The organism is Halostagnicola sp. A56 (genome assembly GCF_000691505.1).
Classification (GTDB): domain Archaea; phylum Halobacteriota; class Halobacteria; order Halobacteriales; family Natrialbaceae; genus Halostagnicola.
This window is the reverse complement of sequence record NZ_JMIP02000019.1, coordinates 85,724-101,417: the sequence shown is the minus strand read 5'-3', so window position 1 is coordinate 101,417 and position 15,694 is coordinate 85,724. Positions and strand designations below refer to the sequence as shown.

11 protein-coding genes and 1 pseudogene are annotated in these 15,694 nt (G+C 63.1%); 4 read left to right on the top strand and 8 right to left on the bottom strand.

Annotated elements, in window-relative coordinates:
- Positions 1-145: 145 nt before the first annotated feature.
- Positions 146-1,000, top strand: a complete 855-nt coding sequence (locus tag EL22_RS10430) for a 3-hydroxyacyl-CoA dehydrogenase family protein (protein ID WP_050051446.1) — start codon at positions 146-148, stop codon at positions 998-1,000.
- A 149-nt stretch (positions 1,001-1,149) separates the two neighbouring features.
- On the opposite strand, the gene EL22_RS10425 is transcribed toward EL22_RS10430, so the two are convergent.
- Positions 1,150-2,196 carry a phytoene/squalene synthase family protein gene (locus tag EL22_RS10425; RefSeq protein WP_050051445.1) on the bottom strand — a complete coding sequence of 349 codons (1,047 nt, stop codon included), beginning with the start codon at positions 2,194-2,196 and terminating at the stop codon, positions 1,150-1,152.
- Between the two features lie 205 nt (positions 2,197-2,401).
- Here EL22_RS10425 and EL22_RS10420 point away from each other — a divergent pair, with 205 nt between their 5' ends.
- Together EL22_RS10420 and EL22_RS10415 are read left to right on the top strand one after the other, a co-directional pair.
- The gene (locus EL22_RS10420; RefSeq protein WP_050051444.1) at positions 2,402-3,547 is read left to right on the top strand and encodes an acyl-CoA dehydrogenase; all 1,146 of its coding nucleotides are present in this window, start codon (positions 2,402-2,404) and stop codon (positions 3,545-3,547) included.
- 91 nt (positions 3,548-3,638) lie between these two features.
- Entirely contained in the window at positions 3,639-4,715 is a 1,077-nt protein-coding gene (locus tag EL22_RS10415) for a PAS domain S-box protein (RefSeq protein WP_050051443.1), read from the top strand.
- A gap of 25 nt (positions 4,716-4,740) precedes the next feature.
- Here the strand turns inward: EL22_RS10415 and EL22_RS19305 are convergent.
- The 7 genes and pseudogenes from EL22_RS19305 to EL22_RS10385 all read right to left on the bottom strand — a co-directional run.
- Positions 4,741-4,968 (bottom strand): annotated as a pseudogene (locus tag EL22_RS19305) (response regulator); the annotation flags it as partial.
- A gap of 292 nt (positions 4,969-5,260) precedes the next feature.
- Positions 5,261-6,874: a spermidine synthase gene (locus EL22_RS10410; protein WP_050051442.1), complete on the bottom strand. Its 1,614-nt coding sequence runs from the start codon at positions 6,872-6,874 to the stop codon at positions 5,261-5,263.
- 142 nt (positions 6,875-7,016) lie between these two features.
- Entirely contained in the window at positions 7,017-7,883 is an 867-nt protein-coding gene (locus EL22_RS10405) for an ABC transporter ATP-binding protein (protein ID WP_050051555.1), read from the bottom strand.
- 101 nt (positions 7,884-7,984) lie between these two features.
- Complete coding sequence (locus tag EL22_RS10400; RefSeq protein ID WP_050051441.1) at positions 7,985-9,094, bottom strand: iron ABC transporter permease; 1,110 nt, start codon at positions 9,092-9,094, stop codon at positions 7,985-7,987.
- Between the two features lie 217 nt (positions 9,095-9,311).
- On the bottom strand, positions 9,312-10,409 hold the full coding sequence (locus EL22_RS10395) for a hypothetical protein (protein ID WP_050051440.1): 1,098 nt from the start codon (positions 10,407-10,409) through the stop codon (positions 9,312-9,314).
- A gap of 106 nt (positions 10,410-10,515) precedes the next feature.
- Positions 10,516-13,158 (bottom strand): RND family transporter, encoded by a 2,643-nt coding sequence (locus EL22_RS10390; protein ID WP_050051439.1) that lies wholly within the window; start codon positions 13,156-13,158, stop codon positions 10,516-10,518.
- A gap of 4 nt (positions 13,159-13,162) precedes the next feature.
- Positions 13,163-14,725 (bottom strand): COG1361 S-layer family protein, encoded by a 1,563-nt coding sequence (locus EL22_RS10385; protein ID WP_197075889.1) that lies wholly within the window; start codon positions 14,723-14,725, stop codon positions 13,163-13,165.
- Positions 14,726-14,974: 249 nt separating this feature from the next.
- Between EL22_RS10385 and EL22_RS10380 the strand changes: the two genes are divergently transcribed.
- Positions 14,975-15,679 carry a TetR/AcrR family transcriptional regulator gene (locus tag EL22_RS10380; protein WP_231587927.1) on the top strand — a complete coding sequence of 235 codons (705 nt, stop codon included), beginning with the start codon at positions 14,975-14,977 and terminating at the stop codon, positions 15,677-15,679.
- Positions 15,680-15,694 lie beyond the last annotated feature (15 nt).

Genomic DNA, 15,694 nt, shown 5'->3' with positions numbered 1-15,694 from the left:
AAAGTTGTCCCCGTCGAGTCCGACGCGGTCGTCGGGGAGTCGAACACGATCGTCGCGGCGGACCCGTTTGGCGCCGAACGGCAGAATTGCCGTGGGGATCGTCACCACCGGTAGGCTTACCACCACCTCTCGTGACCGTCGAAGTATGGTTCGTGAGAGCATCGACCGAATCGGCGTCGTCGGCGCGGGTACCATGGGCAGTGGAATCGCACAGGTCGCCGCAACCGCGGGCTACGACGTTGTCGTGCGCGATATCGACACCGAACTCGTCGAGCGCGGCTTCGACTCGATCGACAACAGCCTCGAGCGACTCGCCGGCAGAGACGGCCTCGCCGAATCCCCGGCGACAATCCGCGAGCGAATCGAGGGAACGACGGCCCTCGAGGCACTCGCCGACTGCGACCTCGTCGTCGAGGCCGCGCTCGAGGAACTCCCGGTCAAGCGGGATATCTTCGAGGAGCTCGAGACGGTCTGTGATCCGTCGGTCGTCCTCGCGACGAACACGAGCACCCTCTCGATAACGTCAATCGCGTCGGATCTCGCCCACCCCGAGCGAGTGATCGGTTTGCACTTCATGAATCCGGTCCCGATCATGGAGGGTGTCGAGGTCGTCGTCGGCGAGAAGACGAGCGAGTCGACTCGCGAACTGGCCCACGGAATCGCCGAGGATTTGGGGAAGACGACCTGGGAGTCCGATGACAAGCCGGGGTTCGTCACGAACCGCATCCTGATGCCCTGGATCAACGAGGGAATCCGCGCCTACGACGAGGGCGTGGCCACGAAAGACGACATCGACGCGGGGATGGAACTTGGGACGAACGTCCCGATGGGGCCGCTGGCGCTCGCTGACCACATCGGACTCGACATCTGTCTCCACGCGACCGAGACGCTTCACGAGGAACTCGGAGAGCGGTATCGACCGGCCTATCTCCTCAAGCGCAAGGTCGAGGCGGGCGATCTGGGCAAAAAGACGGGATCGGGCTTTTACGAGTACGAGTAAGCGTCCTCGAGACGACCGTTAGGGACTGAATCGACGAACGGTCAGGGGAGCGATCAGCGGGTTGTCAAAAATGGAATCGACAGGCCATTGGTGGCTAGATCGACGGACTGGTGGTGATGGGACCGGCGGGCCGCCGGCACACGGGCCGACTACTGGTGAAGCGGACCGTCCGCCATCTCGCTGCGAAGGGTCGAAAGGTTCCCCCGTGCGACGCCCTCCTCGAACTGGCTAATGAGTTCGTACACTTCCGCTCGAGAGATCTTCACGTCGCCGTCGCGGACGACGTCTTCGGGTCGTTCGCGGAGTTCGCGCATGGTGCCGACCGCGAGCAAGTACGGGATCGCCCACGCCGAGAGCTTGTTGCCGTGGTGTTCGGGGATGATCTCGAGATAGCGGTGGGCGTCATCCAGGTAGGTTTCCGCCCGCCCAGTGACGCGTTTGATGACGTTCGTGACGCCGCCGTGGTTGTCCTCGTGGGTGACTTCCTCGACGGGCACATCTTCCTCCTCGAGCCACTCGGCAGGGAGGTAGACGTTGTTCTCCTCGCGGTAATCGGTCTCGACGTCTTTCGCGATGTTGACCAGCTGCAAGAGTAGGGCGAACGATCGGGCGTTGTCTCGCATCTCCTCGGCTCGATCCGCCGAGACGCCGCGGGCGACGAGCCCGGTGATGAGCGTCCCGACCGTCCCGGCCGCGTACCAGCAGTACTCCTCGAGTTCCTCGACGGTCTGGAGGCGGAGCCCGCCCTCGTCGGCGTACCGGCTCGTGAACATCGCCATCCCGCCGACGAGTTCCCGGACCGGTTCGCGCATGATCTCGCGCGGCTCGTCCTCGAGCGCGTCGAAGGTTTCGAGGACCCGCGGCGTCTGGGCGACGACCTCCCAGTCGTCGGTGGTTTCTTCGGGGATCCACGGCTCGACGTCGTTCATGAACTGCTCGACGGCGAGGTCGTCTTCCGGGTCGAGCAACCGGTCGTACGAGTCGAGCAGTTCCGTCTGGGTCTCGGCTGGAATGTGACCCGCGTCCTCGATCGTGTCCGCGATTCGACAGAGGAGATAGCCGACACAGATGTGTCCGGCCATCGGCTCCTCGAGTCGGTCGATAGTTATCGAGAACGTCCGTGAGACCCCGTGTACGGCCTCGAAACACCACTCGAAATCGGCGTCCGTCGTCAGTTCGCGCTGGCCCGAAGTCATCTACGTGCAACCCTATTAGCGGGCTTTCCGGAAAAACACCGCGGTCCCGGTTGCGACCTTCAGCGGGGGACAGATACCCGATTTCGGCACGTCAGTTCCGTCGCGTTGTGGCGACTGACCGACCCACAGCGGGCTCGCGACCACGCGAGTGAACTCGAGTCCAGTTACAAAAACTGTAAAGGATCGACCCGCCGTTAGCACGCATATGGACTTTACGCTCTCGGCCGAACAACGACAGATCCGCGAGATGGTTTCTACGTTCGTCGACGAAGAGGTCGTTCCCGTCGCGAGCGAGGTCGACCACGACGACGAGTTTCCGGCGGACCTCGTCGACGAGATGGCCGAACTCGGCTTGCTGGGGATGCCCTTCCCCGAGGAGTACGGCGGCGCCGGACTCGACTATCACTCCTACGCGATCGGCCTCGAGGAAATCTCCCGGGGCTCGGGCGGACTGGGAACGATCGTCGCCGCTCACACCTCGCTGGCGGGCAACATGCTCTACGAGTTCGGATCCGAGGACCAGAAGAGCGAGTATCTCACACCGCTCGCCGAAGGGTCCGACATCGGCGCGTTCGCGCTGTCGGAAGCCGGTGCGGGCAGCGACGTTCCGTCGATGACGACGACAGCGCGCAAAGACGGCGACGAGTACGTCATCGACGGCGGGAAACTCTGGATTTCGAACGGCTCGGTCGCGGACACGATAACGCTGTTCGCGAAAACGGACCCCGAAGCCGGCAACAAGGGTATCTCGTCGTTTATCGTTCGGCCGGACGAGGACGACGGCTTCGTCGTGGAAGGAACGGAAGAGAAACTCGGCGACAAAGGCTGTCCGACCGCCGAACTCCGGTTCGACGACCTTCGCGTCCCGGCGGATCGAATGCTCGGCGAGGAGGGCGAGGGATTCGTGCAGGCGCTGAAGACGCTCAACGGCGGCCGGATCACCATCGCCGCCCGCGGCGTCGGCATCGCTCGAGCGGCCCTCGAGGAAGCGACCGACTACGCGAACGAGCGCGAGCAGTTCGACCAGCCCATCGGCGAGTTCCAAGCGATCAAACACAAACTGGCCGATATGGACACGAAGGTACAGGCCGCGAAGCTGCTCATGCACCGTGCGGCCGATCGAAAGATTCGAGACGAGGACTTCATCAAGCACGCGGCCCAGGCCAAACTCTACGCCTCGGAGGTATCTCGAGAGGTCGCAAACGAGGGGATCCAGATCCACGGCGGCTACGGCTACACGAAGGACTTCCCCGCAGAGCGGTTCTATCGGGACGCGAAACTCAACGAAATCTACGAGGGGACCAGCGAGGTGCTTCGGAACACGATCGGCGATCAGGTCCTCGAGTCCTGACGAAAGCGGACGTTCCGATAAGAACGGCCAACTGTCCACAAAACCGACGGACGGGGGACGACTTATACAACTCGATACCCACCTTCGCTTTATGAGTCGACAGGGAAGCGCTCGTGAATATGCTTTCTGGGCGGAAAGTCCTGGCGGAGAAACGCTCGAACGCTATCGAACGCTCGTTAATACGGTCGACGATGGAATTTACCAGGTCGACGCGGAGGGTCATTTCGTCGCCGTCAACGACGTCATCTGTGAGATGACCGGTTACGACCGCGCGGGACTCCTCGGAGAGTCTGCATCGCTGCTGCTCGACTCGCAGGACATCGAACGAATCGAACGCGAGATTCACGGGCGACTGACAGCAGACCGAGAGCCCACCGAACGGTTCGAGTGTACAGCCCGAACGGCGACCGGCGGGACGTTCGCTTGCGAAATTCGACTGAGTCTCCTTTTCGACGGCGATTCGTTCACGGGGACCGTCGGGGTTGTCCGAGACATCACGGACCGAAAGCGGACCGAGCGGCGGCTTCGAAACCGCGAAGCGCAACTCGAGCGTGAGCGCAATCTGACCGACCGAATCCTCGAGACGAGCCCCGTCGGAATCATGGTGCTCGACGGAAACGGGGAGGTCACGAGGGTAAACGACAGGGGACGGCACCTCCTCGATATCGATGACATCGGCGAGTTTTCCCCGTCGGAGCGGACCGCGTACACGGAAGACGGCAGACGACTCTCCGAGGACGAACACCCCCCTATCGAAACTGTCAGGACGGGAGAGGCGATCTCCGATCGAGTACTGCGCGTCGAACGACAAGAGGGGGACCAGCGGTGGTTGTCCGTCAGTACGTCGCCGCTGCTGACCGACGAGGGGCGTGTCGACCGCGTCGTCGCAACGGGCGAAGACGTTACGGACCTCAAAGAACGCGAACGGCGACTCGAGCGTCGCACGGACGAACTCGCGACGGAACTCTCGGAGATTTACGGTCGCATCACCGACGGATTCCTCGCGCTCGACGAGGAATGGGAGTTTACGTACGTCAACGAACGGGCCGCGGAAATTCTCGGGTTGGACGAAAACGAACTCCTCGGGACCAACATCTGGGAAACGTTTTCGGAGAAGCAAGGGACCGAATTCGAAGAACGGCGTTGGCGGACAGTTCGTAGCTCTTGAGAATGTCCTCGTCGGCGTTCGAACTCGTGAGAACGAGGATCGGAATCCGGGGGTGATCGCCGTTCTCTCTGAGTTTCTCGAGGACCGCGAATCCGTCGGTCTTCGGGAGATTGAGATCCAGCAGTAACAGCTGCGGGTACGGTCGGGAGTCGCCACACCTGTCCAGATACGACAGAGTTTCCTCGCCGCTCGTGACGCTCTCTATCGTCGCATCGAACGCGGACCGTTCGAACGCTTCCTGGGTCAGCCGCACGTCTCCGGGATTGTCCTCGACGAGGAGAATCGTCGGTGGCTGCGACGGGGAGAGATCCTTCACACCGACCGTTCGGCCGGGATGGACCTAAGAGTGACTACTACATGCTTTGGATGATTCGAGTTCGCGCTCGAAACCGTCGCTAACGACGCTCACGTGTTGTTTTGCTGTTTCTCGATCCGTCCTGTTTGTGCTCGTAACACAGACGAGTGCGTGGCTGTCACGCCCAGCGCTCGAGAGAACGATTGCGGATCGAGATCCTATCCAGGCTCTAACACCGCAGATCGGGGCCCTATCCGGATGCAACTGCCGGTCGTGCGCCGATCGACGCCGGGGTCTCGGTCTGGGTGGCGCTCGTCGAGCCGTCCGATTCCTCGATGATGTATCGCTGGCCGACCATCGGATCGAGCAGTCTGTCGACGGGGGCGTGGTCGTCCGTCAACACCGGCGCATCGCCGGTTTCGGGTTCGTCCATGTAGTTGTCGATAGCCGGCTCGAGATCGACGGGCAGATCGCGCTCGTCGTTTCGGCGCTGTAACTCCGCCTGCGTGAAGTCGGTCTCCTCGTTCGTCGCGACGAGTTCGATGTTCTGTATGTTACTCGAGTTCGACGTTCGAAAGCTATAGACGTCGGGGAAGACCTGCTCGGCGGTCTTGTACTGGGCCCTGTAGAACTCCCCCGCGGAGCCGCTCGGCCCGGAGATGACGTTCGCGAGGAGGATTCCGTCATCGGTGAGTCGATCGGAGACCAGTTCCATGAACTCGACGGTCGTCAAGTGGAAGGGGACCTGTTCTTTCTTGTAGGCGTCGAGGACGATCACGTCGTACTCGTCGTCGGGTGCGTCCTCGAGGAAGCTTCGACCGTCCTCCTCGTAGCTGGTCATGTTCTCGCCGTGCTCGAGTCGGAAGTACTCCTCGGCGGCGTCGGTCACTTCGCCGTCTATTTCCACCACGTCGACGTCGACATCGTACTCGTCTTCGAACTCCTTGGGGCCGGTGTACCCACCCCCGCCGATGAACAGGACGTTATCGACTTCGTCCATATCGTCGGTCATCGCCATCGGGAGGTTGAAGTACTTCGTGTACTCGAAGACGTGTTGATCCGGCTTCTCGAGGTCCATCGCGCTGTGTCTGGCACCGTCGAGGTACATGGTTCGGGTGTCTCCGTCGTCGATCACCTCGAGTTGCTGCTGGTCAGTCTGGGTCTGGTAGACCACGTCGCCTCTGTGGTCGAACGCGCTCGCACTACCGACCAGCGAGCCGACAAGCAGCAGGGAGACGAGCACCGTTGCACCGGTCGTAGACCGGGAGACGTCTGGGAGCGTGAGCGCGAACGCGGTCACGACGAGGAGGAAGCCGAAAAGCAGGCTGATCGTTTCGATACTGAACTCGGGAATCAACACGAACGTCGTGGCCGTGCTCCCGAGGATGCTCCCGATGGTGCCGACGGCGTAGACGTGGCCCGAGGCTTCGCCGATCCCCTCCTTGTGACTGAGTTCCGCCGCGTACGGGCTGATAAAGCCGAGCAGGTACGTCGGCGGACCGAATAGGGCGGTGACCGCCGGCAGGGACGCGTAGCGCGCGCCAAGCGGTATCGTCGACGTGTAGGTCAAGAGCAGATCGCTCCCGTAGATCAACACGGCGATGTAGATCGCCGTCCCGAAGAGGATCCAGGACATCTCCCGGGTGGTCGCGCGCTCCGCTCGCCTCCCGCCCTGCCAGTAGCCGAGACTGAGCGCGGCCAGACAGACGGTGATGATGCTGCCCCAGGTGTAGATGCTGCTTCCAAACTGGGGAGCGATAACTCGCCCCGCGAGGATCTCGATACCCATACTGACGATACCCGAGACGAAAACCGCGATCTCGGGTTTCGACAACCGGTACGGCGCGAGCGACCGAACGTCCATTGTCGATTCTCACTCGCCCCGTCGTTGTGTACTTGTTGGAAGTGGCATCCGCGAGGTATCTCTGCGATCGGGGCTGCCATCGCTTACGAACCGGTTGAGGGGCTGCGATGAGAATCTACCGCGGCTCGCGGCTCAAGGCCGGCTACCGTCGTCGCTCCGAGAGCGCACGCTTGGGTAGAATCTGGATCTCGGGATCGTACTGGACGCTCGCTTCGACGCCGAAGACGTCCGCCAGAAGCTGTTCGGTCACGATCTCTTCGGGCGGCCCCCAGTCGTAGAGCACGCCGTCGTGGAGCGCGATCAGGTAGTCCGCAAAGCGCGCTGCCTGTGAGATATCGTGTAAGACGACCGCGACGGTGACGTCCTTTTGCTCGTTGAGCTGGCGAACCGTCTCGAGGACGCGAAACTGGTGGTGGAGGTCAAGAAACGTGGTCGGCTCGTCGAGCAACAGGATGTCGGTATCCTGGGCCAGCACCATCGCGATCCAGGCGAGCTGTTTCTGCCCGCCGCTGAGCTGGCCCAGTTCCGTGTCTCGAAGGTGGTCGACGCCGGCGAGATCGATCGCCCGGTCGACCGCCTCGCGGTCTTCCGCGGAGATGCCCTCGAAGAACCCGCGGTGTGGGTACCGGCCGTAGTAGGCCAGGTCTTCGACGGTGATGCTTCCGACCGGATCGTTTTCCTGGGAGAGTAGTCCCAGCTTGCGCGCGAGTTCTTTCTGCCCGAACGACTGGAGCTCGTCGCCGCGGAGCCTGACGACGCCTTCCTCGGGCTCGAGGTGGCTCGAGAGCGCCTTCAACAGCGTACTCTTGCCGCTTCCATTGGGGCCGACGAGCGCGGTGACTTCCCCCTCGGGGATGTCGAGGCGCTCGCAGTCGACGATCGTCTCCTCGGCCGTCGGGTAGCTCAACTCGAGTCGATCGCCGGCGAGGGCGCTGTCGACGACGACGCCGTCCTCGTCGATCGCCTGCTCACGCGTGCGTTCGTACTCCCCGGACGACCCGTCCTGCATCGAGTTTGGGTCTGTCGAAGTTGTCGATCGGTCGTTAGCCGCCTGTGCGTCCGTCGACTCGGAGGTCGCGGTCCGTCCGTCGTTTGCGTTGCCTCGGTTCATTAGAGTTCACCCATCGAACGCTGTTTTCGCATCAGATAGAGGAAGTACGGGCCGCCGATCAGGCCGGTGACGACGCCGACCGGCATCTGTGTGCCGCCGAGTGCGAGACGCGCGCCGACGTCGGCGGTGACCATCAGCGCCGGCCCGGCGAACAGACAGCCGATCATCAGCTGTCGGTAGTCGCCACCGATCGTGTTTCGAACGATGTGGGGGACGACGAGCCCGAAGAAACTGACGATTCCCGCGACGGAGATGGCGACGCTGGCCGCCAAGATTGCGACGGCCGACAGCAAAAACCGAACCAACTCGATGCGCATACCGAGCGAGCGAGCGGTCTGTTCGCCGAGCAACAGGAGATTGAGCTGTCTCGAGCCAGCGAGCGCGATCGCGATCGCCAGCGTGGCCGGCAGGATCGCGATTCTGACCTCCGGCCAGCCGGTGCCGGTGAGCGAACCGGTGAGCCACGAGATCGCAGTCTGGACGATGCCGAGGTCGTCGGCGAAGAAGAACAATCCCTGCTGGAGGGACTGAAAAACCATGTTGACGATGACGCCGGCGAGGACGAGCCGAACCGGGCTCGTTCCGTTCTTCCACGCGATCACGTAGACGATTAGGAACGCGACCGTTCCGCCGATTGCCGCGATGAACGGGAGAAACGGCGCCAGTCCGCTGAAGACGACCAGGGTCGCGAGGACGGCAAACCCGGCACCGGCACTGACCCCGAGAATAAACGGACTCGCGAGTTCGTTGCGCGTGACCGCCTGAAAGATCGCACCCGAGACCGCGAGCGTCGCGCCGGCGATGATCGCGACGAACACGCGCGGGAGGCGGATGGTCCAGACGATGAGTTCTCCCGGTTCCATCTCGGGAAGTTCGGTCCCGAACAGAAAGCCGGTCCAGGCGTCGAGGTTGAACAGGATCGTCGGCTCGGTCACCGCTCGAGCGACCTCGAGCGTCGTCATCGAGTACGTTCCAAAGTTGACCTGAACGAACCCGGCGACGATGGTGATCAGCGTACTTGTCAGACAAAAGAGGAGGAGCGGCCTGGTCACCCACCCGTCCCGGTCGCGGACGATCGGCCCCATTTCAGCCGAATTCGATCCTGCCATTCCATATTTAGGGATGCCTAAAACATCCTTAACAGTTGCGATTCGGACCGAAACTGGCAGGAGAGTATCACGGCATCTGATGACATACGACTGTCGAACGACGGCTCACGGTCGCTGCGAATTTTGTCGATGGCGGTGGACGAACGCGCATGGTTCAGGTTCGAATGCTCGAGGGCGATCGATCGGAGTCGCCCGCCGACAGAACGCGCGCTGGCTCTTACTGCTGGACCGACTCGTTTCCGCCGTCTCTGCCGCCGTCGGCCCAGGTCGCCGACGCCCGGACGCGGTGGTCTTCGCCGTCCACCTCGATCGACCGGTCGCTCGCGCTCGAGGCGAGCCGTCCCCTGAGCGCGGCCGCGTAGCTGTCGTCGATCGTATCGTACTGGTAGTCGATCGCGAGCGCCGCGCTCGTCGTCGCGTCGTTCTCGAACGTAAGCGAGCCCACGGCCCCTTTCGCGTCGACGAACTGGGTGAACGACTCGGCGATCGGATCGACGTTACCCCAGTGTTCGCTCGGGTCCGGCGGGAAACTCGTCGATTCGCCGTAGCCGCCGAAGATGACCTGTCCCGCTCCTGCGTGATCTAACAGCCACCCGAAGGCGTCGATCTCCTCGACCGCTCGATCGCCGTCGTCGGTTATCGTCTCGAGGGCCGGCGACCCCGACTCGATCCCGCTCTCGCCGCCGGCGGCGAGTATCTCTTCCTCGCCGACAGCGAGTGCGGGCGTCCCGAGTGAGGGATCGCTCTCGACCGGAACGAACACGTCGTACCCGTTCCGTTCGCCGCTCCGTTCGTACTCGCGCCGGACGGTGTCTCCCTCGACGGATTCGGTGACGTGGGTCGCGATCTCCTCGACGTCGATCGAACCGCGGACGAGCAGTGATTCGTTGACGGTCATGACCGCGTCGACCGTCGAGTCGAACGATGTCGACTCCTCGCGGTCGGAGGTATCGGCGTTGACCCCCTCCAGAACCGGGTACGGTCGGAGCAGATCGTCGAGCCCCGAGCCGGCGAGTTCGACGGTAAGTCGGTCGGTAAGCGCGAGCACTCCTTCGAGAGGATAGCCGTGCATCACCTCAGCAGCGTCGAGTTCGATGGTGTACTCGCGTTCGCCCGCACCGGCACCGCTTATCGACGTCAGTTCGTCCCAGTCGACGTAGCCGAACCCGACCCAGCCGTCCTCGTCGGTGACGATGTGGTCTCTGTACGCGGGCGGCTGTTCCTCGGAGGCCGACGCGAGAATCTCGAGACAGCCCGCCGTCCCGACCGTCGCCACTGCACCGGTGAGTTTCAACACGTCGCGACGATCCACCATGTGATGTCAGATCTCGTTTTTCCAGCCGCAAAGCACTTCCTCTTCACTCGCACGCGCGGTCCGCCGATCGGGTGTCGAGACGGGATACGCACCAGCCCGAGAGCCTCTAGCCGAGCGAGGGGAGGCTCATCGTTCCGTTCTCGAGGCGATCCCAGACGACGATCACGGAGGGGAGCACGAGCAGGGACGTAAAGCAGGCGTAGAACACGCCCAGCGCGAGCAGCAGGCCGAACTCCATGATCAGCGGGATCAAGGCGAGATAGAGCACCCCAAGTCCGCAGACGGTCGTGAGCATGCTGCCGGTGAGGGCACCGCCCGTTCCGCGGACGGTGGTGAGCAACGCCTCGTGGACGCCGTTGCCGTCCTCGAACTCGTCGACGAACCGGTGCATGAAGTGAACCGTGTAGTCCACCCCGAGCCCGATCGAGACCGAGAGGATCGGCGCGTTGATCGGGCTCAGCGGAATGTCGAACAGTCGCATCGACCCGGCGAGCAACGCGACCGTGATCAACACCGGCACGAGGTTGAGCACCCCGTAGATCGCCCGCCCCTCGAGCCACCAGTAGGCGAGCACGAGGAAGATCGTCGTCAGGAGGAACGCGACCACGAGGCTGTTGATCGACGACTGGGTCGTCTCCTCGATGACGGACTCGAAGATGACCAGCTGTCCCGTCGCCGTCGCGTCCATCTCCATGTCGCTTGCGGTCTGCTGGGCGGCGTCGACGGCTTCCGCCTGATCGGCGTCGACGTCGATCATGATGTTGATTCGGCTCGAGCCGCGGTCGCTCGTGAGGTACTGACTCGCCTCGCCGCCCGCGTCGGAGGCGAACAGTTCGTCGTAGACGGCGTCGACGTTTCGGTCGGGGATTCCGTCGCCGTTCGAATCGTACCGGGTGACGACCGCGTCGAACTCGGGATCCTGTGCGGCCCGGGTCTCGACGACCGAGACGATGCTGTCCGCGTCGGCCGTCCGTCCGTCGCGCCGGAACTCGTCGGGCGGGTTCTCGAGCGCGCGGTCGATATCCTTGAGTGCAGTGTCGGATCGTAAATCCCCGTCCTCGACGTAGATCGTCACCGAACTCTGCATCCCTCGATCGAAGTCCTCCTCCATGTAATCGAGGACGGTCATGAAGGTGTAATCGGCGGGCGCGAGCGGCCCGGGCAGTTGCTCGTACTGATCGAGGCGATCCTGTTCGGGGAAAAAGGCCTCCTGATCGAACTCGGTGTCGACGCCGGTCCCATAGGCGGCCACGCCGCCACCGACGACGAGCATGGTGATCAGAAAGATCACGGGCGCGACTCGAGCGATCCGAACGCCGACGGGGAGTATTTTGCCCAGGACGGAGCCTTCACTGCCCATCGGCGTGGTTCCGAACTGCGGGAAACGGGTCCCCTCTCGGAGCCGGTCGAAGCCGACCTTGCAAGCGGGGAGGAAGACGCCGAAGATGAGGAACGTAAAGAGCATCCCGGCGGAGGCGACGATGGCGAAGTCCTGCATCCCGCTCATCGAACTGACGAGGTTCGACGCGAAGCCGAAGACGGTCGTCAGCGTCACGATGAGAAACGCCGCCGTCAACTGCTTCGTCGTCAGCGTCATCGACTCGCCGATCGGTACACCCTCGGCACGTTCCTCGCGGTAGCGATTGATGATGTGTATCCCGAAGTCGATCCCGACCGCTAACAGTAAGGGAAAGACCACGAGCAACGACTGGGAGAACGCGATCCCCGAGAATCCCATGAACCCGAACGTCCAAATCATCGCCATCAGCAGCGAAACGAGCCCGAGCCCGAGATCGATCGGATCCCGGTAGGCCACAAGCAAGAAGAACAGGATGAGCACGATCGCGGCCGGGAAGACGACAATCGCGGTATCGTTCAACAGCTGGACGGTCTCTTCTTCGATGATAGCGTTCCCGAAGACGATCACGTTCTCGCCGCTCTCGAAGCCGTCGATCTCGTCGGCGACGGCTTCGGTCTCGTGTTGTAACTCCGCGGTGTCGTCCGTGTCGGCCATCGGCGGGGTGTCGTAGGTGATCGCAACCTGCGCGACGTCAGCTTCCGCCGACTCCGGGGTGAAGTCCGTGCTCACCGGGAGCCCGGCCGCCTCGTCGGCGTCCGCGATCGCCCGCTCGAGTTGGCTGGCCGAGGCTGCCTCGACCGCTCGATACTGTTCCTCGGCAGTCGTCGCCTCGGGATCGAGCTGCTGGGCGATCAGCGACGCCGGGCTGGTCGAGGATTCGACGCGGAGCGCTTCGCGGGTATCGAGCTCCTCCTGGAACTCGAGCATCCGCAGGAGGTTCGGTTGCGAGAGCACGTTGCGCTCGTCTTCGATGAACAACTGAGCGGTCGTCCCACCCCCTTGGTGGCCCGATTCGCGGAACTCGTCTTGAATGTCTTCGTAGGCTTCCGACTCCGCGGTGTCGTCTGCGAACTGGTCGGTGCCGGCTTCGGACTCGCCGCCGCCCATGCCCGCACCGGCCAGGAAGACGCCGGTCAGCAGGAGAAAGACGACGACGATCGTCCACGGACGCTTCGAGATGAGGGGATTGATTCGCTTCGTGAACGGATCCATTTCGCCGTCGTCCGAACCGCCGCTCCCGAGCCGGTCGGTCAGCGAGCCGACAAGTCCGCTCGCGCGGCTCGTGGCGTCTTCCCCCTCGCCGGAGCGGCCGCCGTCGCTGGCGAGCGCGTCCGCTCGGTCGCCGGGGGCGTCGCTGGCACGGTCGTCGGGGCGATCGGACTCACTCATCTAGTTACCCTCGTCGCCACCAGATCGTGATTCCGACGCCCGCAACGGCGAGCGCGCCCAGAATACCGACGAGCGTCCCCGTAATTCCGCCGCCATCGTCCTCGCTCTCGGTGACCTCGATCGGATGCTGGTAGGTGTCGGAGACGATGGTCTCGCCGCTTTCGGTGTCGTACTGGAAGTCCAGTTCGACCGGGTGGGTCTTCGCAGACGCGGCGCTCGTCGCCGAGACGTCGAAGGTAATCTCCGCGGACTCGCCGGGCGCGAGTTCGTCGACGAACGCCTCGTCGTCGTCGGTACCGAGTTCGCCGCTGGTGTACAACATCGCGTTGATGTTCGAGAGCGTCTCCGAGCGCTCGTTGGTGATCTCGAGTGCGACCTCGTTGCTCTCGCCCTGCTCGACCGAGGCGTTGTCGCCGCTGATCGAGAACCCGTCTTGCCTGTCCTCGACGATCACACGCTCTGAGAGCGGGCCGTCCTCGAGCGGCGTGTCGTCGCCGCCCATGTATTCGACGGTGAACCGAAGCTGGCGAGCGCCGCCGTCGGCTTCGCCACTGACGTCGGTCGGGTAGGTGAAGTCGGCGGTCTCGCCCGGCGCGATTTCGGGAAGCGCGTAGCGGGTGTCCTCGATGAACACCGTTTCGCTCATCGGTTCGACGACCAGAACGGCGTCGTCGACCGTCTGTGGGCCGTCGTTGCGGACCTGTCCGCTGATGTCTCCCTCGTAGCCGACCGAGAGATCGCTCTCTACATTCTGGATGGAGAACTCCTGTTCGTCGGCGGGGGCGAGACTCGCGGTTACGGATTGTGCTTCCTTTTTGACCCCATTTTCGTCGCGGTAGGTAAACTCGAGGTCGAGTGGCTTCTCGCCGGAACTGGTCGCCTTATTGACCTGCACGTTGACGACCGCGGTGGCCGACTCCCCAGGGCCGATGTCGCCGAGGACTTCCCGTGCGGCCTCGCCGTCGACGACGACGCCGCCACCGCCGGTGATCGTCGCTCGAGTCTCGTTGGCGGCTTTCGTCCCCGTGTTCTCGATCTCGAGGATCGCATCGCCGCTTGCGCCGGGTTCGACGTCGGTATTCACGTCGGCGACCTCGAAGCGCGGTTCGTCGGGGACCTCGACGGTGACGTCGACGGATTCGGTTTCGCGCTCGCGGTCGACGCTGCCGTCGGACCCGATCTTCTCGGCGTACGTGTAGCTGATGTCGAGGTTCACCTCGTACTCGCCGGATTCGATGTCATCGGGGACGGCCACCGGGAACACCGCCTCGGCAACGCCGCCGTCCTGAACGGCTCCGATCGAGACCTCGTCCATCTGGGCCTCGAACGGTCCGTCGTCGTCCATCTCGACGCTGACGCTTTGGGCGTCGGTGACGCCCGAACCGGACCCGGAGATGATCTCTCCGTCGTTAGTGATCTCGAACTGGAGTTCTTCTATCGTTCCCGTCCCGACCTCGTTATCGGGGAGGTTCGCGGATAGGTCCGGGTGGCCTCGATCCGGCGGGACGTAGCCGCTGGCACCACCGCCTGCTCCGCTGTCCTGTGCGAGCGCGCCGAGTGGTCCCACAGTCAGGCTCGCTCCGACCAGCAAAACAAACGTAATCGCAACGACCGATCGACGTCTTACACCCATGGTTTCACGCCCCCCTCTGGTGGTCGCCTGCTCGTAAGAATGCGCCACTCATCGCCAGTTCACTCAGAGATACTTTCCGCCGCCGATGAATGTCTGTCATTACCCGATATCGTAACAGCGCGGTTATAGGCCTTCTGATTGAACGTTCAATCAACTACTTTTTGATCTCCCATCTCGTCCACGATGGTATGCACGACAGAGGACAGTTACCGACCGCCGCTCGAGGCGGTTACCGGCGGAACACGAGCGGGCGCGGCGAGGACGGACTGCGCCGACGGGGGCTCGATGCCCGATAGTATCCTCGAGAACCCCTCGAACACCCGCGAGGAGATCATGGCCGCGACGCTCTCGACGTTGCTCGAGTACGGGTACGCGGATCTGACGATCGACAAGATCGGCGACGAGTTCGAAAAGAGCCAGTCGCTGATCTACCACCATTACGACGGGAAGGACGACCTGGTCCTCGAGACCCTCGAGTTCATGCTCGAGTCGTTTCGCACGGAGACGCTCGAGGGACCGATCGAGGACCCTCGAGCCGCTCTCGAGGAGGTGGTCGATCGGCTCTTCGAGCGGAGCATCGACGACGACGAGCGCCAGTCGCTGGCCGCGCTGTTCGAACTCCGGGCGCAGGCGACCCACGACGAGGCGTACCGATCGCACTTCAACCGGAGCGACGACGTGTTCGAGGACCTGGTCGTCGATATCGTCGAGGCGGGGGTCGAACAGGGCGTCTTCCAGCCGTGTCATCCCGAGGGGGTCGCGGCGACGATCACCACGCTGATCAACGGAATCATCGTTCGGCGCTCGACAAGCGAGGACGACGAGTGGGTCGAGGACGTTCGCGCGGAAGTCGAGTCGTATCTCGAGGCCTGCGTGTACGCGGAGTAAGACTGGCCAACGTGT